The sequence below is a fragment of the Egbenema bharatensis FJBBOT/2019 genome, assembly GCF_048077055.1.
Taxonomy (GTDB): domain Bacteria; phylum Cyanobacteriota; class Cyanobacteriia; order Elainellales; family Elainellaceae; genus Egbenema; species Egbenema bharatensis.
Genome location: NZ_CP182236.1, coordinates 5,957,451 through 5,983,227, shown reverse-complemented (window position 1 = coordinate 5,983,227; position 25,777 = coordinate 5,957,451). Strand labels below are relative to the sequence as shown.

24 protein-coding genes and 1 riboswitch are annotated in these 25,777 nt (G+C 51.0%); of the genes, 7 read left to right on the top strand and 17 right to left on the bottom strand.

Features of this window, described 5'->3' with window-relative positions; genetic code table 11:
* Positions 1 to 75 precede the first annotated feature (75 nt).
* The 10 genes from ACM1PF_RS27955 to ACM1PF_RS27910 all read right to left on the bottom strand — a co-directional run bounded on the left by ACM1PF_RS27955 (position 76) and on the right by ACM1PF_RS27910 (position 12,786).
* Entirely contained in the window at positions 76 to 2,385 is a 2,310-nt protein-coding gene (locus ACM1PF_RS27955; RefSeq protein WP_416669388.1) for a hypothetical protein, read from the bottom strand.
* 456 nt (positions 2,386 to 2,841) lie between these two features.
* Entirely contained in the window at positions 2,842 to 3,315 is a 474-nt protein-coding gene (locus ACM1PF_RS27950; RefSeq protein ID WP_416669386.1) for a Fur family transcriptional regulator, read from the bottom strand.
* Positions 3,316 to 3,987: 672 nt separating this feature from the next.
* The gene (locus ACM1PF_RS27945) at positions 3,988 to 4,179 is read right to left on the bottom strand and encodes a hypothetical protein (protein ID WP_416669384.1); all 192 of its coding nucleotides are present in this window, start codon (positions 4,177 to 4,179) and stop codon (positions 3,988 to 3,990) included.
* 24 nt (positions 4,180 to 4,203) lie between these two features.
* Complete coding sequence (locus ACM1PF_RS27940; protein ID WP_416669382.1) at positions 4,204 to 4,485, bottom strand: hypothetical protein; 282 nt, start codon at positions 4,483 to 4,485, stop codon at positions 4,204 to 4,206.
* Between the two features lie 286 nt (positions 4,486 to 4,771).
* Positions 4,772 to 5,638, bottom strand: a complete 867-nt coding sequence (locus ACM1PF_RS27935) for a helix-turn-helix domain-containing protein (protein ID WP_416669381.1) — start codon at positions 5,636 to 5,638, stop codon at positions 4,772 to 4,774.
* Between the two features lie 51 nt (positions 5,639 to 5,689).
* Positions 5,690 to 5,929 carry a membrane protein insertion efficiency factor YidD gene (gene yidD, locus ACM1PF_RS27930; protein ID WP_416669379.1) on the bottom strand — a complete coding sequence of 80 codons (240 nt, stop codon included), beginning with the start codon at positions 5,927 to 5,929 and terminating at the stop codon, positions 5,690 to 5,692.
* Positions 5,930 to 5,992: 63 nt separating this feature from the next.
* Positions 5,993 to 8,086, bottom strand: a complete 2,094-nt coding sequence (locus ACM1PF_RS27925; protein ID WP_416669377.1) for a sensor histidine kinase — start codon at positions 8,084 to 8,086, stop codon at positions 5,993 to 5,995.
* 528 nt (positions 8,087 to 8,614) lie between these two features.
* Positions 8,615 to 9,382 carry a carbohydrate ABC transporter permease gene (locus tag ACM1PF_RS27920; protein ID WP_416676826.1) on the bottom strand — a complete coding sequence of 256 codons (768 nt, stop codon included), beginning with the start codon at positions 9,380 to 9,382 and terminating at the stop codon, positions 8,615 to 8,617.
* Between the two features lie 568 nt (positions 9,383 to 9,950).
* Positions 9,951 to 11,570 (bottom strand): 2-isopropylmalate synthase, encoded by a 1,620-nt coding sequence (locus ACM1PF_RS27915; protein WP_416669375.1) that lies wholly within the window; start codon positions 11,568 to 11,570, stop codon positions 9,951 to 9,953.
* Between the two features lie 226 nt (positions 11,571 to 11,796).
* The gene (locus tag ACM1PF_RS27910; protein ID WP_416669373.1) at positions 11,797 to 12,786 is read right to left on the bottom strand and encodes a GntR family transcriptional regulator; all 990 of its coding nucleotides are present in this window, start codon (positions 12,784 to 12,786) and stop codon (positions 11,797 to 11,799) included.
* 338 nt (positions 12,787 to 13,124) lie between these two features.
* Between ACM1PF_RS27910 and ACM1PF_RS27905 the strand changes: the two genes are divergently transcribed.
* Positions 13,125 to 13,862 carry a dienelactone hydrolase family protein gene (locus ACM1PF_RS27905; RefSeq protein WP_416669371.1) on the top strand — a complete coding sequence of 246 codons (738 nt, stop codon included), beginning with the start codon at positions 13,125 to 13,127 and terminating at the stop codon, positions 13,860 to 13,862.
* A gap of 15 nt (positions 13,863 to 13,877) precedes the next feature.
* Here ACM1PF_RS27905 and ACM1PF_RS27900 read toward each other — a convergent pair whose 3' ends face one another.
* On the bottom strand, positions 13,878 to 14,945 hold the full coding sequence (locus ACM1PF_RS27900; RefSeq protein ID WP_416676824.1) for a 3-deoxy-7-phosphoheptulonate synthase: 1,068 nt from the start codon (positions 14,943 to 14,945) through the stop codon (positions 13,878 to 13,880).
* Positions 14,946 to 15,218: 273 nt separating this feature from the next.
* On the bottom strand, positions 15,219 to 16,283 hold the full coding sequence (locus ACM1PF_RS27895) for a lysylphosphatidylglycerol synthase domain-containing protein (RefSeq protein ID WP_416669370.1): 1,065 nt from the start codon (positions 16,281 to 16,283) through the stop codon (positions 15,219 to 15,221).
* A 189-nt stretch (positions 16,284 to 16,472) separates the two neighbouring features.
* Here ACM1PF_RS27895 and ACM1PF_RS27890 point away from each other — a divergent pair, with 189 nt between their 5' ends.
* The 3 genes from ACM1PF_RS27890 (at position 16,473) to ACM1PF_RS27880 (ending at position 19,755) form a co-directional block, all read left to right on the top strand.
* Positions 16,473 to 17,309 (top strand): inositol monophosphatase family protein, encoded by an 837-nt coding sequence (locus ACM1PF_RS27890; protein ID WP_416669368.1) that lies wholly within the window; start codon positions 16,473 to 16,475, stop codon positions 17,307 to 17,309.
* A 191-nt stretch (positions 17,310 to 17,500) separates the two neighbouring features.
* The gene (locus ACM1PF_RS27885) at positions 17,501 to 18,508 is read left to right on the top strand and encodes a J domain-containing protein (RefSeq protein WP_416669366.1); all 1,008 of its coding nucleotides are present in this window, start codon (positions 17,501 to 17,503) and stop codon (positions 18,506 to 18,508) included.
* An 8-nt stretch (positions 18,509 to 18,516) separates the two neighbouring features.
* Complete coding sequence (locus ACM1PF_RS27880) at positions 18,517 to 19,755, top strand: ATP phosphoribosyltransferase regulatory subunit (protein ID WP_416669365.1); 1,239 nt, start codon at positions 18,517 to 18,519, stop codon at positions 19,753 to 19,755.
* A gap of 205 nt (positions 19,756 to 19,960) precedes the next feature.
* On the opposite strand, the gene ACM1PF_RS27875 is transcribed toward ACM1PF_RS27880, so the two are convergent.
* Positions 19,961 to 21,079: a sirohydrochlorin chelatase gene (locus tag ACM1PF_RS27875; protein ID WP_416669364.1), complete on the bottom strand. Its 1,119-nt coding sequence runs from the start codon at positions 21,077 to 21,079 to the stop codon at positions 19,961 to 19,963.
* 37 nt (positions 21,080 to 21,116) lie between these two features.
* Positions 21,117 to 21,258: riboswitch (cobalamin riboswitch) on the bottom strand.
* Positions 21,259 to 21,305: 47 nt separating this feature from the next.
* Entirely contained in the window at positions 21,306 to 21,764 is a 459-nt protein-coding gene (locus ACM1PF_RS27870; RefSeq protein WP_416669362.1) for a VOC family protein, read from the bottom strand.
* A gap of 249 nt (positions 21,765 to 22,013) precedes the next feature.
* Between ACM1PF_RS27870 and ACM1PF_RS27865 the strand changes: the two genes are divergently transcribed.
* Positions 22,014 to 22,661, top strand: coding sequence for a DUF1361 domain-containing protein (locus ACM1PF_RS27865; RefSeq protein WP_416669361.1), 648 nt, complete (start codon positions 22,014 to 22,016; stop codon positions 22,659 to 22,661).
* Between the two features lie 162 nt (positions 22,662 to 22,823).
* Here ACM1PF_RS27865 and ACM1PF_RS27860 read toward each other — a convergent pair whose 3' ends face one another.
* From ACM1PF_RS27860 to ACM1PF_RS27850, 3 genes are all read right to left on the bottom strand, one after another.
* A complete protein-coding gene (locus ACM1PF_RS27860; RefSeq protein ID WP_416669359.1) occupies positions 22,824 to 23,534 on the bottom strand; it encodes a PrsW family intramembrane metalloprotease in 711 nt (236 codons plus the stop codon).
* Between the two features lie 41 nt (positions 23,535 to 23,575).
* A complete protein-coding gene (locus ACM1PF_RS27855) occupies positions 23,576 to 24,676 on the bottom strand; it encodes an ABC transporter permease (protein ID WP_416676823.1) in 1,101 nt (366 codons plus the stop codon).
* A 114-nt stretch (positions 24,677 to 24,790) separates the two neighbouring features.
* The gene (locus ACM1PF_RS27850) at positions 24,791 to 25,129 is read right to left on the bottom strand and encodes a BON domain-containing protein (protein ID WP_416669357.1); all 339 of its coding nucleotides are present in this window, start codon (positions 25,127 to 25,129) and stop codon (positions 24,791 to 24,793) included.
* Between the two features lie 64 nt (positions 25,130 to 25,193).
* Here ACM1PF_RS27850 and ACM1PF_RS27845 point away from each other — a divergent pair, with 64 nt between their 5' ends.
* Positions 25,194 to 25,343 carry a hypothetical protein gene (locus tag ACM1PF_RS27845; RefSeq protein WP_416669356.1) on the top strand — a complete coding sequence of 50 codons (150 nt, stop codon included), beginning with the start codon at positions 25,194 to 25,196 and terminating at the stop codon, positions 25,341 to 25,343.
* A 145-nt stretch (positions 25,344 to 25,488) separates the two neighbouring features.
* Positions 25,489 to 25,734: a photosystem I iron-sulfur center protein PsaC gene (gene psaC, locus ACM1PF_RS27840; protein ID WP_007355303.1), complete on the top strand. Its 246-nt coding sequence runs from the start codon at positions 25,489 to 25,491 to the stop codon at positions 25,732 to 25,734.
* The last annotated feature ends 43 nt before the right edge of the window (positions 25,735 to 25,777 follow it).

The following is a 25,777-nucleotide window of genomic DNA, read 5'->3' as shown; positions in this document are numbered from 1 at the left end:
AAGCTCCCCCGATTGCCCATTTCGTTTGAATCGCTCTCTCACCATCACACCAAAAAGGGTACGAAAGTCCTTATTTTAATCGCTTTCTCCATCGGTGCGATCGCCGTACTGTGCATCCGTCTCTGCATCCGATGCGGGAATTGGCTCATCTGCCCAAACTTTCCAGAGAAAATCCCGTTCCTCGCTCCAGGCGGAAATGGCAGCCTGAGCTTCAGAATACAAGGCTCGACCTGGGGCAATTTGAGAGGCAGCATCGATCGCCATGGTCAACCGTTGCTGTCCGGCCAGACCGTAAGCTCGATCGAGAATCGGCTGATCTTCCGCAATTTCTGCTGCTCGGATTTCTCCTTTCCAGGTGGAAATGGCAGCCTGAGCGGATTCATATAGAGCCCGATTGGGCTGAATTTTAGCCGCTGCCTCAATCGCTTCGGGTAACTTGCCCTGCTTGGCCAATTTTTGTGCTTTGTCCCAGAATGGCTGATCTTCAATGGTCTGAATTTGAGCCGTCCATGCCACTATTAACTGCTGGGCTTTTTTCCAGGCGGGACGATCGCTGGGAATCACCTTCAACTGAGCAATTGCAGCTTGCAGGTCAGGAATTTTTCCCGATCGCGTCCATTGTTCTGCCCGGGCTAAAAACGGCTGATCTTCCAGCCCCTGAATGGCCAGTTGCCAATCAGCAATCAATGCTTGAGCTTGTAGCCATCGAGGACTATCGGCGGTTACCGCCTCGGCTCTGGTAATGGCCAACTCCAGGGCACTGCGATCGCCCCAATCCGCGATCGTATTGGCGATCAACAGGTGGTTCAGGTCTTGCAAATCAGTCTGCCAGGTTTGCATGGCCGCCTGCGCATCCTGGTAAAAGGGACTGCTGGCAGTAATGTTTTGAGTGGCGGCAACAGCTTCCATCAGTTGCCAAACCTGAGCGATCGAGGGTACAGGTTCAGTTCGGCTCAGGCTCGTTTCCGCCAATTGAGCAGCCTGGCTGATTTGAATCAAGTCCTTCCCTTCGGTGGGCAAGTCTGGATTAAGTGGGATGGCTTGAGCCGTGGCAAAGGCCCCGTCCCGATCCCCCTCCTGCCATTGTTCCAGTCCTACCCCAATCAGGGTTTGGCTCCATTGTTTCAGGGACGCTTCCGCTTCAGCCGTCGCATAGGTACCCGGTGCAACGTTGCGCAATAGGGCGATCGCTTCAGCCAGTTTGTCGGGACTATTTTCCTTAGCAAGCTTTTGAGCATGGGTTAAAGACTCCCGCGCCGTTTTTTCTCGTACCACTTGCTTAAACAAAACATCGGCCTGCTGGAGCCGCCAATATTCGTGGCTGAGATAGCCCAACTCCACCACTTGATGGGAAGCCTGCCGCCAATTTTGAGCTTGAATCGCTTCTTGGGCTACTGCAACGATCGCCTCTCCGGTTTGCCATTCCTGCTGCCAGGCTGCAATCGCTTCCTGTCCCTGGGAATAAGCTGGGCTGGATTCTGGGATTTGATTGATCGCCTCGATCGCCCCTGCCAGATCACTTTGAGCCATCCGTCCCCGGGCAATCACTAAAATTAAGGCAGACCAATCAGCGATCGACTGTTGGGCATCCCGGTAAAAGGGCTGATCGGGCGACCAATTTTCCATCAGTTCAATTCCGGCTACCAGATCGGATAACTCTCCCGATCGCACGAGACTCTGGGCACAATACAGCCGTTGCACCCCTGGAGAATCTAATGACACTTTCCGACAATTGGCCGAAGGGGGTGGACTGGCCAGCCAAACAAACGCCAATGCGGTAATGCCGCTGAAGGTTCCCAATACCGAAAACCAGATGAGCATCCATTGCTGGGTTTGGGAATTGGGTTTAAACCGTCGGGAAGACTCCCTCACTTTCGGCGCAACAGTACGGTACATATCCACCGAGGCGATCGAAACTCCTGTCACCAGGGCCATTCCCCTGGAGCGGGTCGCCTGAGTAAACCGTTGCAGCGGTAGTAGGGGATTGGGCCGTGGTTTTACTGGAGCGGGTTTTGATTTCGCTGGGGCAGTGGGTTGTTTGCCCGGATGGACTGGAGGTTGTCCCGACGGAACAGGGGGCAGCCAGGGATCGACGAACCGATCGCTGTCCTGGGTGGAAGCAGTACCCTGAACCAATGGGCTTTGGGGTGGAACGACATCCTGCTCCGGAGTAGCTTGATTCACCGTAGAAGGATGACTCGTCGGCACTTCTCCAACACGAGATTGATCCGAGGGACGGGATTGATCCGACGGGCGGAATTGATCCGATCGCGGCTGAACAGGAATGGGGTTGGGAATTGCCGGTAATTTAAGAGGTTGAATTGGCTGAGAATTCGAGCGCGCTCGCTTTCGGGCAACTGGAAAGCTAGGGGGGTAGTTTGTCATTCTTGGCGGATCAATCGGATTTTGTACCATAGCCCACTGAACGTGCTTGTTGAGGGTAAGACGCTAGTTATAAACCTTGCTCACATCCTAAACCCTATATTTGGAGTTTGAGGGGCAAGCTGCATTGTTGCACGTCAAGCTTACTGATAAATTTCATTTGTGAACCAAAAATCTGAGTTAAGGCTCGTTAAGCAATCTCTATCCCTGGTATAGAGGCAAACTTGAAACGCCTCGACCTGGCATGGGCCGAACGCGCCATAAAAATAGCTCACCTGTGAACGACAGGTGAGCCATGCAAGCCAATCAATTGTCAGGGGCAGGACAGAAACCTAAGGAATGCAAATTTAATAATCTGGAATTCTTGTGAGGTGGGTAGCGTTTCGACTGAGCTCAAGCCGAAGTCTTGCCCGCCCAGTCACGAAGTAAATCGTTGCACAGGTTATTTAATTTATGACCCTAAATGGCTCCGGCAGCTTCAGCAGCCCCAGTTTGACGATAACCAAAGAAATCGATCGAATAGCTGGTGATGGTGATCCCGGTCTGTTCTTCAACCATACGAATGATTTCTTCGGGTAACTCGACATGAACATCAACAATTTTGTTGGTATCCAAACAGTTCACATGGCTGTGAGGATCACTGATATTGCCATATAGCCGACCGTCCGATCGCTCTACACACTCAATCACCCCCTGAGCGGACAGGGCTTCCAGGTTTTGATACACCGATGTGTGACCGATCGCCTTACCTTGCTGATTGAGGCGATCGTAAATTTCTCGAGCTGACAAATGTTCTTGGGCCTGCCAGAGTAGCTCCAGAATGAACCGACGCTGCTTACTCAGCCGCATTCCCAACGTCTGACAATACTCTAAAGCATCTTCTAATGATTGAATGGGCTTCCGTCCTAGAGTTCGTGCTTGTGTTTCTACCATGTCCCACCTGACTAAAATCCAACGGGTTTCTAACGGGTTTCTAAATGTTTGTATCTTTTATTTCTTTATCTCTCGTCCATTTTACTTGGGTCGCGGCTGAAACCGCGATCGCCGAGTATCTCCCTGGTGAGCTAAACGGCTGCTTGAGTAAATCCATCTATCCTACAAGCTGCTGTATGAATCAGGAGATCGTGAGAAATCGGCTGCAAAGATTGGGAAATTCAATTAATTAAGTCTTCTTTGTACTATTTCTATTATCCAAGAGCTAAAGCAAACTCACTACAACTTTAACTTAGATTTAATGAGTCTGTCTACTTTGGGGATTTTGTCTGCTCTCACTGAGCCTCAAAGTCCGTCAGATTAGCCCACTCCTTCCTACCCAATTCGCTGTATCAAAATCTGTAACCCTACCTATAGGGGCAAAATTTCCCTCTACTCTAGTAGATGACAGCTCCTCATGCACCTCATGTATGAGAAGAAGCAGCCCCGCAAAGGCTGCTTTTTTATTGCTCAAATTCTGGATTGAGAAAGGATGGGGACTGGTTGACTGATAAATCTTTTTCTGTGGGTTGGGTTGTAGCTTGCTTCTGCGGAGCAGTACAACGGGTTCGCGGAGCGTTTCCAATGGAGAAAACCCAACACCCCCCAGGAAAGCGATCGCATGATAGGTAGTTAACTGGCAGGCAAGATGCCTGCGCTACGGAAAGCGATCAATTGACATAACTGGGAAGCTCCGACTCCCGACTCCCGACTCCCGACTCCCGACTCCCGACTCCCGACTCCCGACTCCCGACTCCCGACTCCCGACTCCCCACTCCTCCCTTCTGACTCCTCACTCCCGACTCCCGACTCCCCACTCCTCACTCCTCACTCCTCACTCCTCACTCCTCACTCCTCACTTCCCCCTCCCCACTCCTCACTCCCCACTCCTCCTTCCTCTGCCAGCACCTTCTCCTTTGAGTCTCCCCAAAATGCACTATAGGTCCAAACTTCATTATTTCCCTTGGCTTCTACGGCCCAGCGGTAGATAGCTGACTTGGGGTTTACACCAATTTCTATCAGCTTTGCACCCATGTAATATTCCATTTGCGATCGAGTTCTTTCTTTCAATGCGGGAGGAATGTTTTTTTCGATCGTTCGGGACATATGGGCTTGGGTATGTTTTGCCATGCGAATCTCCTAAAGGTTGATCAATGACTTGAATTTAAAGTCAGCAAAAACGTTCATCGATTGTAAAACGCCCTGTGGAATTTCCCCAGAGCAATAGGGGGTATGCAGAAAAATAACGCACCGGAACGTACCCCTGCTAGGGGCGCACAAAATAACGCACCGGAACGTACTCCTGCTAGGGGCGCACTGCTGTGCGCCCTTACAACAGATTTCTGGCAAAATTGGGATGCCATTTTATTGCCGATCCCTGGGCACTCAATCGAATTGATTTTTACATCAGTTATTTTTAGGGAGTCGAGGGGGTAGGCGCAGCAGAGGCCGTATACGTCCTTTCCTCAGGAATGCCCGGTTGCCCCATGGCAGTGGCTTGCTGTTGATTGTGAGTCACCATCACGGCTCCGGGATTCCCCGAATAAATTGTGATTGCCTGCTGGGCCGTCCAGCTTCGTTGCTCTCCCCGGTTCAATGTTCCCTCAAACTCGATATTTCCATCGACGCTGACCTCCAACCATGAAGCATCCGTCAGGTTGATGGATACAGTGACAGGGGCAGTAGGACTGGGAGTAGGTGAAGCGGCTGGGGTGGTGGGAGATGGACTGGGTGCAGGACTTTCGGCGATCGGTGCAGGATTGGGCTGGGTTTCAGGAGCGGGAGATGGAGGTTGTTCAGCAGTGGTTTGCGATTGAGGGGAAGAGTTCCGCTGACTTAACCCGTACAGCAATCCCCCTAATGCTACGACTGCCAGGGCTCCGGCGGCAAGATAGGGAAGGAAGGAAGGAGACGAAGAGCGACGTAGCGAAAACCCCTCTGATAGGGGCACATCGGACTGAACAGGAGGGGGTAAAACCGCGTCTTCTAAACTTCCGTTGGTCGAAATCTCTGGGTCGATCATGCTTTGAACCGGGAACTCCTGAGATATTCCGGTGCCATCCAACCCCAGCACATCCGCATATCGACGAATAAAGCCTTGAACAAAGACAGGTTCAGGCAAAATATTCTCCTGACCTGCCTCCAGAGCTTTAAGTATCCGCAGAGGGATATAAGTTTTTGCCGCAATTTCTTCCAGCGTCCGGGCTTGCTCTTGACGCACTTCGTACAGGTACGCGCCAATGGCCTTCAATCGCTCTAACTGATTTGAGTCTAAGTTGACCACCCTACTGCCCCAAACTGTCTACAAAACTTAATACGAATACGCCTATTTAAATTAATCCTTCGTGTGGTTATTTTCAAGCGGAGGAGGAACTGGATCGTATCCTCCAGGATGCAAGGGATGACACCGCAACACTCGCCGAATCGCTAACCCACTACCCCGCCAGGCACCAAACCGATCGATCGCTTCAACAGCATACTGGGAACAGGTCGGCTGAAACCGACAGACGGGAGGAAATAGGGGTGAAATCAGGAGACGATAAAACCGAATTAGCCCAATCAGCAGCGTTTTCATAGCTCCTATTCTACCGAGAAGTGGCAGGGTGAACTCAGGGGACTTCCCAGGAGAATTTTACCTTCAAAGCGGAAACTCGATGGTGAATGTAACCTGATTATTGCTGCTATCTACTCGAATCGTTGCCCCCAGATGTCCCACCAGGCGTTTAACCAGGGCTAATCCTAATCCTGTCCCTCCATGCTTCCAGGGATCGTTACTGGGAATTCGGTAAAACTTATCAAAAATTCGGGGTAGCTCGCTGGGCAACAGTTCGGTGCCAGAGTTACTGACTTGAAGGATCAGCAGGGAGGGACGATCGCAGTGGGTTGGGTCGGCGGAGGCAGGGGAGATACAGTGAGCTGAAACCGTAATGGTGGCGTTGGGGGGAGTATATTTGCAGGCGTTGTGCAACAGTTCAGAAAGCACTCGTTCCAGGCTAGAGAGATCGGTGGTGATGGGCGGAAGATCAGGGGCAACTTCAACATTCAGGTGTTGAACCTGGGTGCGGGCCCGCTCCAGGAAAGGTTCGACAACGTGAGGAATCCAGGTGCTCAGGTCGATCGTGGTCAGCATCAACGGCTCTGTCCCCGCTTCCAGACGAGATAGATCTAATAAATCATTAATTAAATTAATTTCCTTGCTGCATTCATCTTGCAACATCCGAAAATAGCGCACGACCTGCTGCACCGAATCTGAACGGAGCGAGAGGGAAAAGGAATCGCAGTCAGAACAATTGCGCTGGCGGGATCGCGGTATGTTCACATGGGAACGAGCGGGGAATGGGGCACTATCATCCGGCAAACTTGGCTTGAATTCATCAATGGATTCAGTGATAGGGCCGTTAAACAACAGCAGTTGCAACATTTGAATAGACATCTCAATGTTGGCCATGGGCGATCGCAGTTCATGGGATACCGTATTGAGGAAGTCATCTTTCAGGTAGTTTAGATGTTCCAATTCACGAACCTGAGCCTGGGCCGCTTCATATAACCGCGCCTGACGAATGGCGATCGCACATTGGTTCGCCACCTGTTCCACCAGACGCACCGATTCTGCATCAAACCCATGATCGGCAATCTTATATAGCCAAATATCGCCAATCACCCCCTGATCATCAATGAGTGGACAGCAGAGAATCGCAACGCGCTCCTGGATATTGCGAGATGTGGTTTCAGGAGGACTATCCCAGCTAGAGGGTGAAGAAGCCCAGCAAAATTGCACATTCTGTCCATTCAGCAGGTGGGAATACACCTCTATATAGTCAGAAAACTGTAAGACGGTTCCCTTGGCAGAAGAAATTTCAGTCGTGCAAATGTATTCATAAACGATCGTGGAGGTTCCCTGCTCCAGGTTATAGAGTCCGGTATCACAACTGTGGGTTTCCAGCACGATCGCCAACTCCTGTACCGCCGTTTGCAGAATTTGATTTTCATCCAAACTGTCCCGCACCCGATCGGTAATTCGGCGCAGTAATGCTTCAAAGTTTAAAGTTTGGCGGGATTGGAGGGTATGCTGCTGGGTTGCTGTTTCTAGCTGATGGTGAAGCTGCTGAATTTGCTGGGTGAGCGCGTTTGTGGCGGCATGAGCCTGGAGTGCGTCTAGCTTGAGGGACAGGGCCGCTGCGGTTCCCTGAAACAGGGCTAATTCAGGAGCGGGGATTGCCTCCTTGCCTTCGGATTGCTTAATTCCCAGGACTCCATAGACTTGATGGTTGACCCAGAGTGGAAACAGAAGAATACCCGATGACATTGAGCGCAGCGATGCTTCAACCATCTGAAATGCCAGGTCATCTTCACTTTCAGGCTGAGTGAAATGATGCCAGCTTGTAGTCATTTCATCCCGCCATGTTGCTAGCTCAACTGAGGTGCTCATCCCCTGAAAATTCGTCGTATCTTGAGATGGCTCTCCATACCATTCAGCAAGCCAACAGATGTCACCTGGGGTTGAATCATTGGAGTCATCCTTGGAAGCTGGAACATTTTCCACTTGGTCGGACTGCACCAGGGGACTGGGCACCGCAAAAACGCAGCTATAAATGATTTGGGTTGCCTGTCCCAACCGCTCCAATACGGCATTGCAGCAGTCTGACACTTTTGTACAGCCGAACAAGCGATGCTCAATATCTCTGAGAATCATCAAGTAGCGATCGGGTTGATTGGCAGATTGAGCGTTCATAGCGGGAATAGAGGTTTCAAGATTTTGGACAACGCCATTGCCTACCGATGGAGATAATTTACACGAGTCCTTGTTGTGCATCAAAAGTATATGGGAGTAATTTAAGTAATTCGTGAGGGTGAGGTTGAAGAGATCAACGAATCCTGGATCAACTGCCAGCATTGCCATGCTTTGATCCAATTTGCAAATGCGATCGAATTTAAGTTGTGAAAGTGTTTCGAGCTTTCAGCTTAATTTTGTCAATTCTGAAAAATAATTATTTGCCCTATTTCTATTAGATTGCCCAAATTCCTGACTGACTTCATCGTGTAATGCGAGAAGCTCAAAAAAAGTGGTAGAAATACTGCGCCCTTGCAATAAAAACGACACGACCTGACCTTGAAAGTTGCTTTGAGAATCCAGACGAATGCTCTGGGAGAGGGGGAACAGGAGCGTGCATCCCTTCATACCAGAGCATTATATAGAGGTTTGTTAATCTGCGTTGTGAAAAGCTTGTAATAAGTGATGAAGAATACTAACGATCGGGTTTTATCCCTTAACACCACTGCCCGTTTCGGTCGGAACAACATAGCGTTGCATTAACACGAAAAAGAGCAAAACTGGGGCAATTGAAATCACTGATCCGGCTGCAATTAATCGCCAATCCTGTCCAAAAGTTGTTCCTAAAAGTCGAGCTACTCCCAGGGGCAGCGTATAGTATTCTGGCTGATCCAAAACGATTAACGGCCAGAGAAAATCACTCCAGGAGCCAATAAAGACAAAAATGGCCAGGGTCGTCAATGCTGGACGAATGGCAGGCAGCATCACAAACCACCAGATACCCAACTCAGAGCAACCATCCATCCGGGCCGCTTCTTCTAATTCCTTTGGGACTCCCTGAAATGCCTGCCGCAAAAGGAAAATGCCAAACGCTGAGGCGATCGCTGGAAAAATTAATCCCAGGTAGGTATTCCGTAGTCCCAACTGCACCGTCAGGATGTAGAGCGGAATCATCACAATCTGAAACGGAATCAGAATCGTCGAAACAATCAGGCTAAAAATTACTTCTCGTCCCCGAAACTTTAGTCGCGCCAGAGGATAAGCTGCCAAAGCACAAAACAGTAAATTCAACCCGACGGTTAGCCCCGCCACCAATAAACTGTTGAACAAATATTGCCCGAAGGGTTCCGTCTGCCAGACCCGCACAAAGTTCTCAATCGTGGGCGACTCTGGTAAAAATTGGGGCGGAAACTGAAAAATATTCTCGGTAGGAGCTTTAAATGCCGTACTGGTGAGCCACACCAGGGGGAGCAGCATCACAAAGGCGATCGCAATCAGCAGCCCATAGGTTAATAGGGTTTTACGGAGGGGGAAAGTGGTAGGCGCAGACCGTGCAGGAGCGGCGGGCGGAGGTGAAGATGAGGGCGAGATTGATTTTGCCATTGGCTCTTGTCCTAAACCGCTATGTCCTGAGAAATGCAAATTGAATCATCTGAAATCTTTGGGGGGTGGGCATCTTGACTGCCCAGTCAGCCCAGTCAAACGTTATGCAGATTCTAGTCGATCGCCCCTGTTTTGATCCCCCCAGCCCGCCTTAAAAAGGCTACGGTGTACACACAAGTCATCTGCTCTAGCTAGGGCTGGGTTTGATCCTCCCTAACCCTCCTTAAAAAGGAGGGAACCGGATTAGAAGTCCCCCTTTTCAAGGGGGATTTAGGGGGATCTATCAGGGTTTGAGCCTCTCAGCCAAGATCTGTGCACACGGTAGCTCAAAAAGGAGCCGGATCGGAAGTCCCCCTTTCTAAGGGGAATTTAGGGGGGTTGGGCGATGCACATGCTGCGCGAACAAACGCCCGTGTTGCCGCCAATGCAAATTCACTGATCCCTAAACGGACTGCACTTCAGCGTGCTGAGGATGAATGGCTTTTCCTCGCTGAATGGCGGCAAACAAGCGATTCAAGGCATTCACGTAAGCCTGGGCAGAAGCCACAATGATATCGGTATTCGCCCCATGACCGGAGAAAATCCGATCTTCATACTTCAATCGAATCGTCACTTCCCCGATCGCATCAATCCCTGCCGTCACGGACTGCACCGAAAATTCAATCAGTTGGTTCGGAATATCAACCACGCGGTTAATCGCTTTATAAACCGCATCCACGGGCCCAGTGCCGATCGCAGCATCCGTCAGTTCTTCCCCACCCGGAGTCCGCAGGGTAACGGTGGCTGTGGGTCGGGAATGATCGCCGCAGGAAACCTGGACGTGCTCCAGCTTAAACAGTTCGGGAACCTGTTGCGCTTCATCGTTGACGATCGCCTCCAGATCCCAGTCCGTCACTTCTTTCTTCTTGTCGGCCAGTTCCTTAAAGCGGAGGAAGGCCCGGTTCAATTCCTGATCGCCCAACTCATAACCCAATTCCCGCAGGCGCGATCGAAAGGCATTGCGTCCAGAGTGCTTACCCAACACAATCTGATTATCCGTCAAGCCGATCGACTGAGCATCCATAATCTCGTAGGTCAGCTTGTGCTTCAGGACTCCATCCTGGTGAATTCCAGACTCATGGGCGAAAGCATTGGCTCCCACGATCGCCTTGTTGGGCTGCACCAGCATTCCCGTCAAGTTTGAGACTAACCGGGAAGTCTTGTAAATCTGGTGGGTATCAATATTGGTCAGGGGAGCTTCCGATTCCGGCGGACGACCCAGGAAGGGATTATAGAACTGACGACGGACGTGCAGGGCCATCACCAATTCTTCTAGAGCCGCATTGCCGGCCCGTTCGCCGATGCCGTTGATCGTACATTCCAACTGCCGCGCCCCATTTTTGACCGCCTCCAGGAAGTTGGCCACTGCCAGTCCCAGATCGTTATGCCCATGAACGGAGATGACTGCCTGATCAATATTCGGCACATTCTCCTTAATGCCCTTGATCAAGGCACCAAACTCGCTGGGAGTCAGATAGCCGACGGTATCGGGGATATTAATCGTTGTGGCTCCCGCTGCGATCGCCCGCTCCAGCACCTGGTAGAGAAATTCTGGCTCAGATCGTCCGGCATCCTCCGGGGAAAATTCCACATCGTCTACAAATGATTTGGCATAGGCCACCATCTCTTCAGCGATCGCCAGCACCTCTGGACGGGTTTTCTTCAGCTTGTAGGCTAAGTGGATATCAGAAGTGGCAATGAAGGTATGAATCCGGGGTTTCGCAGCGGGCTTCAGGGCTTTTGCAGCGGCTTCAATGTCCTGACGAGTGGCTCTGGCTAACCCACAAATCGTTGGCCCATCTGGCGTACCCACCTGCTGGGCAATTTTTTGAACGGCTTCAAAATCTCCAGGGCTGGCGAAGGGAAATCCAGCTTCAATCACATCCACCCCCAGTCGGGCCAGTTGTCGAGCGATCGTCAGCTTTTCTTCAACATTCAGCGTTGCACCAGGGGACTGTTCCCCATCTCGAAGGGTAGTGTCAAAGATGATAATTCGATCGACGCTGGGCGTTGGGTTGTTCATAGTGGATGCAGCTTATTGCAATTTACAAAAACGATTGGTAGTTCGTTGCAGCTCCATCTAAGCGGCATTCAAAGCCCTCCAGCCTTTCTGCCTTCAGACTCGTGCCATTGATTTCTGAAACTGTAACAATATTAGCTATTCTAAAACCTTCCTCTCCGTTCCTTGGGAGGTTTATCAACTTTCTGTGACACCAGAGTGCCCTCGATCGCTCAAACCCCTGTGGCTCCTACTCTAAGCCTAATTCCCGTTTCAGCAAGGCGATCGACTTTTCACCAATGTAGTTTTCACAGCAAATCAACTGGGGGGGACGAATCAAATCATCCCTGGCTTCCAGGACGGCTGCCTTGACATCGGCACAACTCGCCCGATCGAAGCTGAAGATCGTTTGGGCACTGCGAACCATTGCATTCAGCTTGAATGTATCTTGAGGTTGGGTGGTCATAATCAGCAGATCTTCCCCCCGCAGGCTATGGACAATCACCTCAGCCGCCCGCAAAATTCCGGCACTGAGGCTCACTAACCCCAAGCGACTATCTTTCTGAAGTTTGAGCAGTTTCTGAATTTCCTGGGCGTAGTCATAGATATCCACCGGAATTACCCGCACGGATTTAGGCGAGGCGATCGCTTCCGCATCTCCAATAAAGTAGCGGCTGGTGACAACGGTTCCAGAGCGAGTTTGCTCCAGGACTTGGGCTAATTCTTCCAGTGGCACAAGCTGCACCGGGATCTTGAGGGCTTTTTCCAGTTCCTGGGCCATCAGTTCCCCTGCGCCAATGTCCTGCCGGGGAGCCGTCACCAATACCCGCGCACTGCACCGCAACCGCCAATCAATTTCAGCTAGAAATAGTTCTCTGGCCTGGGTCAACGAACAGCCCTGACTGAGCAAATCATCCAGTCCTTTTTGGACTAACCGATGGGCCTGGGGATACTTTTCGATCAGGGGCGATCGAACCTTGGAATTTCCCCCTTCATCCCCCTGGGCCCGCACGTAGATCCCAGACCCCGCATGGGCATCCACAATCCCGTCCTCTTCCAGCTTGCGATAAACCTTGCTGATGGTGTTGCGATGGAGTCCGGTTTCCATGGCCAGTTGGCGGGTACTGGGAAGCCGATGACCGGGCGGATATTGGCGAGATGCAATGGCAAAGCGAATCTGATTATAAAGCTGCTCAGAGGCAGGAATATCGCTGTCGGGCTGAATGTGAAACCGAACCATAGGAAATCTCCAAATTGCCCTGGTCGAGCGTTTAACTGAATCTTTGAATTGAATCGATCTCGATCTATCTCGATCTAGATCGATCTAGCCACGAACCAGAGCCTTACTGACACTCCCCATCAATGGCTACTAGCTCTACACCCTGCGAGACAGGTTTTCCAGAATCGGAGAGCGCAGAATCATAGCGGCCAGAATTATAGGGGATTGTGATCATCAGGGCGATACCTTTATTCTGCCGTAAAGGTTAATGCCTCCGCCAAGAGATTCGGTGAATGCATCCTCGATCGCCAAATTGCAGTAGACTACTGGCGTAGGTTGACACATCGGTGACTGATGCCATGACAGAGATCCGCACTGCCCATGTCAAAGTTCCCAGTAGCGATCTAGAAATCGATGCTTATCTCGCTGAACCTGCGGCTGAGGGAACCTATTCTGCCATTATCGTGGTTCAAGAAATTTTTGGGGTGAATGCCCACATCCGCGATGTGACGGAACGCCTGGCTAAAGAGGGTTATGTAGTGATCGCTCCAGCCATTTACCAGCGCATCGCTCCTGGGTTTGAAGCCGGATATACTCCAAAGGACGTTAAGTTGGGGCGAGAATACAAAGAGCAAACCAAGGTGGATGAGTTGCGATCGGATATTCGTGCCACCCTGACGTTTCTCAAGACCCGATCGAATGTCAAGTCCAATGGCGTGGGGGCGATCGGCTTTTGCTTTGGGGGGCATGTGGTTTATTTAGCGGCGACTCTGCCTGATATTAAAGCCACTGCCTCTTTCTATGGCGCAGGCATTCCCACCTGGAGTCCGGGCGGCAACGCACCCACCCTAACCTACACCTCGGAAATCCAGGGCACGCTTTACGCCTTCTTCGGCATGGAGGATGCCAGCATTCCCCCCGATCACATTGAGCAGATCGAAGCAGCACTCACCCAGCATCATGTCCCTCACCAGATTTTCCGCTATGAGGGGGCCGAGCATGGTTTTTTCTGCGATCAGCGGAGTAGCTATAATGCTGAAGCTGCTGCCGATGCCTGGGAAAAGGTGAAGCAGTTATTCCAGGAAGTTTTAGGTTAAGGGGTGGAACCCGGTTCAGGACTTGCCGATCGGCTGTTTCCGAGTCACAGACTTTGCCAGATCCCGCAATAGGGTCTTCGTCGTTTCAAAATCTACACAGCCATCGGTAATGCTTTGTCCGTAGGTAAGCTGGCTCAAATCCTTGGGAATTGGCTGTTTGCCGCCCACCAGATGGCTTTCGAGCATCACCCCCAGAATGTGTTTTGATCCGGCGGCCAACTGTTCTGCCACATTTTCCAGGACGATCGCCTGACGAGTATAGTCTTTGTTGGAATTATCGTGGCTGCAATCCACCATAACGCGAGGATTTAACCCTAGCGTTGTGAGTTCACGGGCTGCTTGTTCTACGTGATCCGCATCATAGTTCGGGCCACGCTTGCCGCCCCGTAGAACGATATGCCCATCGGGATTGCCCGTGGTGGTGACAATACTGGCCAGTCCTTCGTGGTTGATGCCCAGGAAGCGGTGAGGTTGGCTAGCGGATAGCATGGCATTAGCGGCCGCCTGAAGGCTACCGTCGGTATTGTTCTTAAAGCCGATCGGCATGGATAGCCCAGAAGCCATTTCCCGGTGAGTTTGACTTTCCGTAGTGCGGGCCCCGATCGCTGTCCAGGCAATGATATCCGCCGTGTACTGGGGAATGATTGGGTCGAGCAATTCGGTAGCTGCGGGCAATCCTAAATGTGCTAAATCCAGCAGGAGTTTCCGCGCTAATCGCAATCCATAATTAATGTCATAACTGCCGTCCAGGTGAGGATCGTTGATCAGTCCCTTCCAGCCGATCGTCGTCCGGGGCTTTTCAAAGTACACCCGCATCACGATTTCCAGATCTTCTTCCAACTCCTGCCGCAGGGGAACCAGCTTTTCGCCGTACTCCAGGGCTGCATCGACATCGTGAACGGAGCAGGGCCCGACAATCACTAATCGTCGTCGGTCTTCATTTTGCAGAATATTGCGAATCCGATCGCGGGTATCAGAAACCAGGGTGGCTGCTGTTTCGGTAATGGGCAGTTCGTGGTGAATCGTTGCTGGACTGCTGAGGGGACGAGTCTCTACAACGTGGAGATCGTAGGTTTTTTGCATGGTGTCTGGAGAAGAAAGATAATCTTGCAACAAGTTGGATTCAATCATTCAGTCAGTGGTGAACTTGAGCGAGCCTGGACGAACAGAGCGCGATCGAGCAATAAGCAAAACTGTTAAGCCAGTCACACTTTTATCGCTGGACTCAAACATTTTAACCAACTCCGAACCCATCTCCTTGCCCCACTGAGACTTCCTTAGATTTCCTCCATCTTTCTCCGACTTATGTAAAGATTTTATCGATTGTTTCCCTATTTTCCCCATTCCAAGTTTCTTCTATCTATGCTTACTGCATTGCTGACTGCGTTCAACCATTACAGCCAATCCCGCTCCTACCGCTTCAGCGATCGTGCTGATGAGTCGATAAATCGCAACACTGCCAAAGACGATCGCCGGGGGAAATTGAGAATCGAGCAGCGCAATGGCGGTAGCCTCAAACACACCAATCCCACCTGGCGCACCCGGAACCACTAATCCCAGCAACCAGGCAAAGCTAAATGCGCTGATCAACAGAGGAATTTGCTCCAAACTAACCGAGGTCAGAACGGAAACTGAGAACAAAAATCCCACGCCTCGCAGTAAGACGAAGATCATTTCACCCAGCAGGGGACGAACCGGATAGCGCTTCAGGCAGGTGGCAGGCGGCAGGGGGCGATCGATCGGATCGACTGGCTCAGGGGAAGCGGGAGCAGCCTCAGGGGATGCGGAATTTGCAGGATTTGCAGAATTTTTAGGATTTTTAGGATTTTTAGGATTTTTAGAAAAAATAGACTTCGCCTTGAGCCGACCCAGCTTTTGCAGGAGTGGATTGAGCAATCTGGGATGAATTGCAGCCAGGATCAGTCCCAGTCCCAGAAGTTGCACCAGCCGATAGTCCGATTCCAGGCTGACGATCGTTATGAACAGGGCAGCCGTTGCCATCAACAGCGGTTCCAGAACAACGCTCAGGGCAGCCGCTTCTACCGGAATGCCAGCCTGAGTTGAGGCGGTAATGCGGCCGTACAAGTGCCAGACATTGCCGGGCAGGTATTTGGCAATATTGGTTTTCAAATAGACTAAAATCCCCCAGACGGATGCAGCGGGTTGATTCAGTTCTTGCAAAATCCAACTCCAGACCCAGCCTGACCAGATGTGCGCGATTAAGGTAATCCCCGTTGCTGCCGCTAAAATGCTCCAGCCTGTTCCATCAATGCGAAGCTGAGTCACCTCTGACCAGTGTTGCCGCAGGGTACTGACCAGGAAAAAAATGGTTCCACCGAAAATCACCCACCGGAGGTAAGGCTTGAAGTTTGAAACAATGCGCTGGCTTTGAGCAATGAAGCCCTGGAGAGGAGATGGCATTACAGGAACCGATCGCAATTCGCAAAACGGGCAATAAATCTCTTCAAGAATAGGCGGTTTGCCGAGCAGAAACCAGACTTTTTTGGCGATCGGGCCCCATTCAGGGGAAGGGAACCAGACAATTGAGCGAAGCGCACCGTGCTGTTAGGCTATCAGAGGAAAAACGCCCAAACTCAATCCACTCAATTCATGAGCGCAACATCTGATCAACTGCAACGCTTTCTGGAGATCGCATCTGAGGCTGCCCTGGCTGGGGGCGCGGTTTTGCAAGCCTACTGGGGAAAACTGACGGAAATTGGCGAAAAGGGTCGCCCAGGTGATTTGGTCACTGCCGCTGATCAAGCCTCGGAAGCAGAAGTCTTGGCAGTGATTCGTCGCCATTTTCCTGATCATGCGATTTTAGCCGAAGAATCAGGACAATTTGGTGAACAGTCTGCTGAATTTTTGTGGGCGATCGATCCCCTGGATGGCACCACAAACTATGCCCATCAATATCCGTTTTTCGCCGTTTCCGTCGGACTTCTGATCAATGGTATTCCCGCAGTGGGAGTGGTCTTTGACCCATTTCATCAGGACTTGTTCAGAGCCGCAAAAGGGCTAGGAGCCACCCGTAATCGCCAGCCGATTCAAGTCTCCCAGACCGCTAATCTATCCCAAAGCCTCTTGGTGACAGGATTTGCCTACGATCGCCACGAAACCATTGACAATAACTATGCAGAGTTCTGCCATTTAACCCACAAAACGCAAGGTGTGCGGCGAGGCGGTGCGGCGGCGATCGATCTGGCCTACGTTGCCTGTGGTCGGCTGGATGGATTTTGGGAGCGAGGCCTGTCACCGTGGGATCTGGCCGCAGGAGTTGTCTTGATTGAAGAAGCGGGTGGCCGTGTTACCGCCTATGACACCAGCCCGTTTCAGATCCACTCTGGACGCATCCTGGCCACCAATGGCCACCTGCACGAAGCTTTAAGCCAAGAGCTGTTGAGTGTTCAACCCTTGCCGCAGTTTGGAGTGAGGAGTGAGGAGTGAGGAGTACCCCTTTCATCCTCCTCTTACACAAAATCACTCATGCTTGACAAACGATCGCCAGAGGATTGTTTAGACTTAGGGTAATCACTGTAAACCCAGCCTGAAACCTGTCCTGGAAAACGTTGATCTTGGGTTAGGTGAAATCAGTTCAGGGGCACTCTTATGTATAGTTGAGTCGTGGAATAAGCAGAATGTTAAAGATTGAGCAGGGATTATTTAGCCTGGATTTCACGGACTATCATGCCATTTTGGGAATTCCAGTGGATGCAGAGCCAAAGGAAATTCGTAAGCGGTATTTGACGATCGCTCGACGGTTGCATCCAGACAGTTGTGTCACTGAAGACGCAGCCGATCGGCGGCGGGCCTCTGAATATCTCTCCAAGCTAGTTAACCCTGCCTACGAAAAGCTTTCCCAGGAAAAAAATTATACTGAATATTGCGTCGTACTACGTTTGAAAGGACAGCAAGCCCTGAAACAGCAAGATACAGTGGTATTGAATGGCGATTTATCTCGACGACTGGCAGCGGCTAGCGATCTGGATACTTCCTATCGGGCTGCGGTACGATCGCTGGCTGAAAATCAGTATCAACATCTCAACGAAACACTGGATTTTATTGGACAAATCAGCGAGCTTAATCTGGTGTATTTGATGCGGAAGGAAAGTCGAGGTGAATCGATCGGAGCATCGAACTCTGCTGCCAATTCTGCGCCTTCTACCTCAACAGCGGCTCCTGCCCCCCCTCCTAAAACTCCGCCTGCCCCCCCCACTCGTGATGCCCTGATCGCCGCCTATCTTCGTCGATCGCAAGAATTTGAAACGAAAAAGAATTTTCCCAGAGCCATTCAAGAATTGCGGGATGCCCTGAGAATGGAGCCTACCAATAGTGAATGCCACAGTCGGCTGGGTATGATCTACCTGAAAACCAACCAGGCAACAATGGCAAAAATTCACTTTAACAAGGCATTAGAGTTAAACCCTCAAGATGCGGTAGCCTTGGAAGGTAAACAACGATTAGAAGCACCCAACAGACGCAACGCAGCCAGCCAACCAGCCGGAAAGGGCGCAAAACCTGATCCGAGAAAAGCTGATCCCAAGGCAAAAGCTGACCCGAAGCGGCAAACCAACTCGAAGGGCGGCAAGCCTGATACCAACGGAGGGGGTGGACTGTTTGGGCTGTTTGGTGGGAAGAAAAAGTAAAAACTGTAATGATATACCAACCGCCTGTTGGCGCACGTGACCTGTTTCCGCTGGATGTGGTTCAGAAACGCTGGATTGAAGATCGGATCCAGCAAGTTTTTCATAGCTGGGGGTATCACCGCATTATTACCTCAACTTTGGAGCGGTTGGATACGCTGATGGCGGGTGGCGCGATCGAACAAGCAACCGTCATTCAAATCCAGGACTCAGAAGGGGATACCTTAGGGTTGCGTCCAGAACTCACAGCCTCGATCGCCAGAGCTTCAGTCACCCGCATGGCTGGAGCCAGCTATCCCCAACGGTTTTACTACAATGCCAATGTGTTTCGTCGGGCTGCTAAGGGGACTCATAATCGTCAGCAGGAGTTCTATCAGGCAGGGATAGAGTTATTGGGAGCCGATGGGGTGGCTGCCGATGCGGAAATTCTTTTGATTGTTTCTGCCTGTCTCCGCAACCTGGGGCTGGATCAATGTTCCCTAATCCTGGGGGAAGCTGGGTTAACTCGATCGCTCCTGCAACCTTTTCCAGATCATCTTCGTAAGCAGGTTCGAGAAGCCATTGCCCACCTCGATCGTCTGAAGCTAGAAACCCTCTCCCTCTCTCCCGACCTGCGCGATCGGGCTTTGTTCTTGCTTGACCTGCGGGGACAACCTGCCGATGCGTTACAACGAGTTTCCAGCCTGGACTTAGACTCAGAGCAACGGGCGATCGTAAATCGGCTCAAGGGGCTAATGGAGCTTTTGCAAGATAGTTTTCAGCAGGACGCTACGACTCCCTATGGACTACCGACCATTACCCTGGATCTCAGCCTGATTCAGACGATCGATTATTACACTGGCATTGTGTTTGATGTGATTGGGCCGTCAGGACAGCGAATTTTGGGGCAGGGAGGACGATACAACCAACTGTTGAGCCTCTATCATCCTCAGGGGCAGGACTGTCCGGGCGTGGGCTTTACCTTCAACATTGAAGAACTGCATCAGGTTTTGCTAACCACCGGACAACTTCCCCTGGAAACGCCGGAAACGGATTGGTTAGTGGTTCCCACCCAGCCGGAAGCCTATGCTGCTGCCTTTGCCCATGCCCAGAAAATTCGGGATTCGGCCCATTTGGTTCGGGTTGAGGTGGAGCTAAGTCATCTCAATGATCCAGAAGCCGTTCGTCAGTCTGCCCAGTCTCGCCGCATCAAGCAAATTGCCTGGGTAGATGAGTCGGGTTTATCTAATGTAGAGACGATCGGCCTCTAGGGGTGGACTGATTGTTGTAGCGCAGGTATCTTACCTGCCAGTGAGCGATCGGTCATGTGACTGTAAGTTTGATACCCCCAACTCAAGCTGGCTGAATGGGCAGGCAAAATGCCCACCCCACAAGAGTTTTGCCTGGATTCAGTTACATGGGCAGGCAAGATACCTACCCCACAAGAGTTTTGTCTGGATTTGAGGGATTGGAACCTTAGGGAACCTGCCAGATCCGCTGGTGGTACTTTTCTGGTTCAGCATAGGGATCGATCGCGCTGTGATTGTGATCAGGGCTGTGATCATGAGCGTGCGCGTGATTATGAGAATGATCGTGATTGTGATCATGATTGTGATCATGGCTGTGGGAATGACCATGATGGGAATCGCCAGTCCCGATCGCTGCCAGACGGAACTTACACATTTCACAGTTCATCTGCACCTGCCCCAGATGGGTTTCAATCTCTCGATCGCGCATAATCTGGAAAAGGTGGGGATGCAGTCCCATTTCAGGCAAGCAAATCATTGAAATATCAGGGTGTTGCTCTTGCTGCTGGGCTGTGATGTTGAAGATTTTTTTCACCAATGCCCCGGTAAATAGAAAATAGGGCAAGACAATGATTCGCTTGGGCTGGTACAGACGGGCCCGGCGGAAGCCTTCTTCCAGTCGAGGATGGGTAATGCCGATAAAGCAAGTCTCCACCGTTTGATAGCCGCTGCCTTCCCAAACCATCCGCGCCAGCTTAAATACATCACCATTGGCATCGGGATCGCTGGAGCCACGACCGACGAATAGCAAAACCGTCTCTTCGCGGGAAATGCCGTGGGGATTCCACTGGGGCTGATCCAGCTCTGCTAAACGAGTGTGCCACAGGTCTAAAATTCCAGGGGTAATGCCAAAATGCCGTCCGTAGTGAAACGTAATGTGTGGATGACGTTTTTTGGCGCGATCGAGTTCATTCGTTACATCAAATTTATTGTGACGAGCAGCAAACAGCAGAATCGGCAGAGCTGACAAATCGGTATAGCCCTGCTCCACGCATTGATCCACGCCTTGCTGAATTGTGGGTTCTGTGAGTTCCAAAAAGCAGGGAATCACAGGACGGGAAGTATCCAACGCCTGGTAAGCTGCCGCAAAATCGAGTAATCCTTGCCGTCCATCAGCATCCCGACTGCCATGACCAATCAGCAATAGGGGACGCTGGAGGGGAAGCGGAGGCAGGGAAGTCGGTGCAGTGGCGCGATCGAGCTGGGTAGTGGAAACTTCAATCAGGGAATGAGCATCCAGGGAATGGGCAACCTGATTTTGGGAAGGGCGGTCTTGAGAAATCGTCATGCAGTTCACGAACTCCTTTCCCGTGCGTCGCAGGAAATAGAGTGAAGAAGCAGCAAGCTGGCGTTCTGGCTCAAGAAAAGGTAAACTCCCCTTCTTTTTCACAGTTGCGGCACAGCGTCGGACTTTCACCGAGCTTTCCCAGCCTGACTACTGTTCACATTTGCCCTGTCATCTTAGCCGATCGCCTGTTCTTGATGGAATACGGAGTAGGGGGATTCCAGATGAATTACTCAGGATCGCAGCGAATTTCTACCAAAAATCCGTCTGGGTCATAGAAATATACACCCCTGCCCGTGGGCCGACGCACTGGCCCGTGGGCGATCGAAATCTGGTTTTGTTGCAGAATCTCCACTGCCTGATCGAATAAATCTGGCGCAATGTCAAACGCTAAATGCCCAGCCCGAGTAAATTCTCGATCGGGATCGGCATCCGGGGGCAGTAGGTTCGGCTTCCAGAACAGATCAATAATGGTGCCATCGGGCGTGACAAAATTCGCTACTTCACCTACCTCAAACTGCTGGCGTAAGGTTTCAGGCACTTCCTCACCACGTAATTCCCGCAGCCCCAAAAGCTGCCCATAGAACTGGCGGGATGCATCCATATTCTGAACGTGCAGTGCAATATGGTGCACTCGCCGCAACATACCCGTTGTAAGCCATTGCGAGGATTTGAGAGAAGAAGTCATGATAGGTCGATCGCTGAAGGCTGATAGGAGCAGCCGAAACAAACTGCATACCTTGAGGATAGCATTGGCCGCAATGGGCAAATCGGCAGGACGGGTATCGGAAATCTAACGTAGGCTTTAACCAAACTTTAACGTTATTCAAATTTTTCGTGAGCCATAGGGCAGATCGCCTGAATTTCTCCAGTCCTGGCAAGACAAAAGGCTACCCTGGGAAGAATACTGAATCAAAATTAGATTAATCAGGTGCGTATGGAAGGCATTTATTGGAGCATTCGTGCAGCGTTTACAAATGTCTATAGCGGCTGGATTCTCTGGAATTTATTTCTCGCTTTTATTCCCTTAGCACTCAGCTTTTGGCTATATCGCCGCGAAACCAAATCTCGATCGCTCCTCTGGTGGGCTGGATTTGCAGTCTTTTTTGCCTTTCTGCCTAATGCCCCCTACCTTTTAACCGATATTATTCATTTAATCCGGGGGACTCGCTTCGTTGCCACCTGGGTGATTGCGCTATTTTTCTTTCCCTTGCATATGTTCGCCATTTTGCTGGGGTTTGAAGCCTATGTCGTCAGCTTAATCAATCAAGCCTTTTACCTGAAGCGGATTGGCTACAAACACCTAACCCTCTGGACAGAATTGCTAACCCACGGACTCTGCGCGATCGGCATTTATTTAGGACGGTTTCATCGCTTCAATAGCTGGGATCTGGTGACTGAGCCTGACATGATTGTTATTCGTACACTCAATGATCTGACCAGCACCCGTCCGATTGCCGTGATTATGGTCACGTTTATTGGACTTACCGTCCTGTACTGGCTGTTCAAACAGCTCACCTTAGGGATCAGCCTGCGGGTCAAATACGCGCGGATGGGTAAGGATGTATTGGATGAGATTGCTTGAGGATTGCTTGATGTTGATACTTATGACTCAGAATCCTGGATAAATAACCTGTTCACCGTTCTCTGGATAAATAACCTGTTCACCGTTCTGCTGCTTTGACTGGGCGGGCAAGATGCCCACCCCACAAGAATTCCAGGTTGTTATTGCATTCCCTAAGAGTGCCTACGACTCAGGATCCTGGGATGAAGCTGCCCTGGCCGCAGAGATCCGCCGAAAGGTCATTCGCCATCCCACGCCAATCACGATCAATGCCCCTAACGCCAGAACCGGATGAAGCAACAGCAAGCCGTTAAATAACCCGTGGGATACCATTGCCAGGGTCAGTCCGTCACGAATCATGCGGTTGCCGCGAAATGGAGGAAAGGTAAACTTTGCCCGTCCCAGGGCATAGCCCCAAAAGCTGGCCCAGATGGCATGGCCCGGCACTGAAAGCAGCGATCGCATAATAAAAAGAAACAACACGGCATCCCCGGCTGAAGCCCCTTCCCCCAATGCTTCCTCTGGCGCAAAGTAACTGCCCAACAAATAGCCAATATTCTCGATCGTGGCAAATCCCAGGGCTGAAGCGGCTCCATAGACAATGCCATCCATCGGCTCATTAAATTCAGCGTTGTTGTAAATGCCGTAGCGTACAACGGCAAACTTACCGTACTCTTCGGTAATGGGAGCAATAATGGCATAGAGGATAAAAGCGGGCAGAAACAGGAAAAAGCTTTGAGCAATTACGATCGGCAAGGCAACGAGAATCCCCAGAAAAAAAGTTCTGGCGATGAGATGGGCTGGTTCCGGTTCTAGTTTGTCCCGTCGATAGAAAAACCATAGCCAAAACACCCCTGGGGCGATCGCCAAACTCAAGACCGCTAAGACATCCATCGCCCTGGCCCTCAGGCAAACTACTCCTGAGTATATCTAGATCAGTCTCCAAGCTGCATTTTGCTGAGATTTCGCCGGGCCGCCTGAAACAGCACAAATCCAAGCAACATCAGAATTAGCACGTGGCTCCAAACCCCAACCCATCCCGTTCCTCGCACAAAGGCATCCCGAATAATGGGAATGTAATAACGAGCCGGAACCACGTTAGAGACGATCGATAGGGGAAAGGGAATGTTGCTCAAGGGGTAGATAAATCCAGACAGCAAAAAAGCCGTCAGAAATCCGATCGTGGCTACGGCCTGAACTGCTGCATTCTGGCTCGTCGCTCGTGTGCCAATGGTTAGCCCAAACAAGGTGGCCACTGTAATAAACAGAGGTGTTGCCAACAGAAACGGGGTCGGATCTCCAGCGAACCACAGTCCAAACAAAATCATGCTGGCTCCAATCACGGCGATCGCCTCGCACAGTCCCACCAGGAGATAGGCTAAAACTTTCCCAAACAGCAACTCTGAAGCACTCAGGCTAGAGGCATAAACCTGCACGATCGTCCCCTGCTCCTTCTCTCGCACCATTGCCAGAGCCGCCAGCAGCGAAGGATAAATCCACAAAATCACAGCACAGGTTCCCGGCACAATGTAGAGCGATTCCTGCCGTCCTGGGTTGAACCAGATTCGCGTCACAGGTCTAATGCTGGGTGGAGTGGTCTGAAGCCCGGAGTCCTGCACAAAAAAGCGAGTGGTTGCCTGAATGCTATTCCGAATCACCCGCGCATTGTTGACATCCGTTCCATCAATCAACACCTGAACCGTACTGCCTCGACCCGACTGCACCTGCTGCGAAAAATTGGGGGGAATAATCACGCCAGCCGTTGCAACACCCCGATCGATCGCCTCTGCCACATCATTAACTCGGGGAGTCGCTGCAAACTGGTTTGTCGCATAAAGCCGCTCAATGTAGCTCCGACTTAAGGGCGTATTGTCAAAATCCTGAATGGTAATCGGAATATTTTGAGCTTCTAAACGAATCGCATAACCAAAAATCAGCAACGTCAAAAACGGCAGGATAAAAGCCAGAGCCACCGTCAGTCGATCGCGCCGAAACTGAGCTAATTCTTTGTAGCACTGGGACAGCACTCGTCTCATTGCGGGAGTGAGGAGTGAGAAGTGAGGAGGGTAGGGGCGAACTGCAATTCGCCCATCCAAGGCATAGGGAAGAGAAAGTAGGGTGGGCACTGCCCACCTTACCAATTGAAGACGTTAACCAACTTCAACCTGACTGGAATCAACTTCCGTCGCGCCCTCCACACCTCGCGCAATGCTGACTGCGCGATCGAGAGAGGCTTTCGTCGGAACCTTTCCTTTCAGAACGACCTTGCTGCTCAACTGAGCCACCCACAAGGTATTGATATCGTCCAGTTGCGAATCCTCATCAAACGCCAGCGCAACCCGCTTTGCCAGACCGCTATCGTCATATTCACCATTCAAGCCCACTCTAAACGGGGGAATGGTTTCTCCTTTTGGAGTCTTTGCCTGAGCTACAGCAGGTTTCTTGTCAGGCTTTTTGCTTCCGGGGAAAAGTCTACTTAACCAACCCATTGTTAATATTTCTCCACACTAAACAAAAGAAATTTACATTCACCTGAAGGAGTGTGCTGATGTCATGGCAACCCTTGATGGATTGCCTTATCTAAGCAAAGATCAAGCAGAATCAAGATTAACCCATATTTTCGCAAAAGATGAGTTCCCTTCGATACTTTTGCTTTCACCCAAAATCTGCTGGGTTGCCCCTTGGGGATATTACATTCTTTGAAGTTTTTCAAGGCTGGGTTAAACCACTGCTGTACACTGGATTTCGACTGGAGTAACGTCAAAACTCGGTCGGCTGTAGGGGTTGTGATTTAACAATTCCTGAAGGTTTGATCGTTAACATCATATCGTTTGGAGCCGTTATATCAATGTCTCATGCAGTCAAAATCTACGACACCTGCATCGGATGCACCCAGTGTGTTCGAGCTTGTCCTCTAGATGTTCTGGAGATGGTTCCCTGGGATGGCTGTAAAGCAGGTCAGATCGCCTCTTCTCCCCGCACGGAAGACTGTGTTGGGTGTAAGCGGTGCGAGACGGCTTGCCCAACAGACTTCCTTAGCATTCGGGTGTACCTCGGTGCGGAAACGACCCGCAGCATGGGTCTGGCCTACTAAATACTCAAAACGCTCTATATATTTCGCGTTTTTGAATAGACTT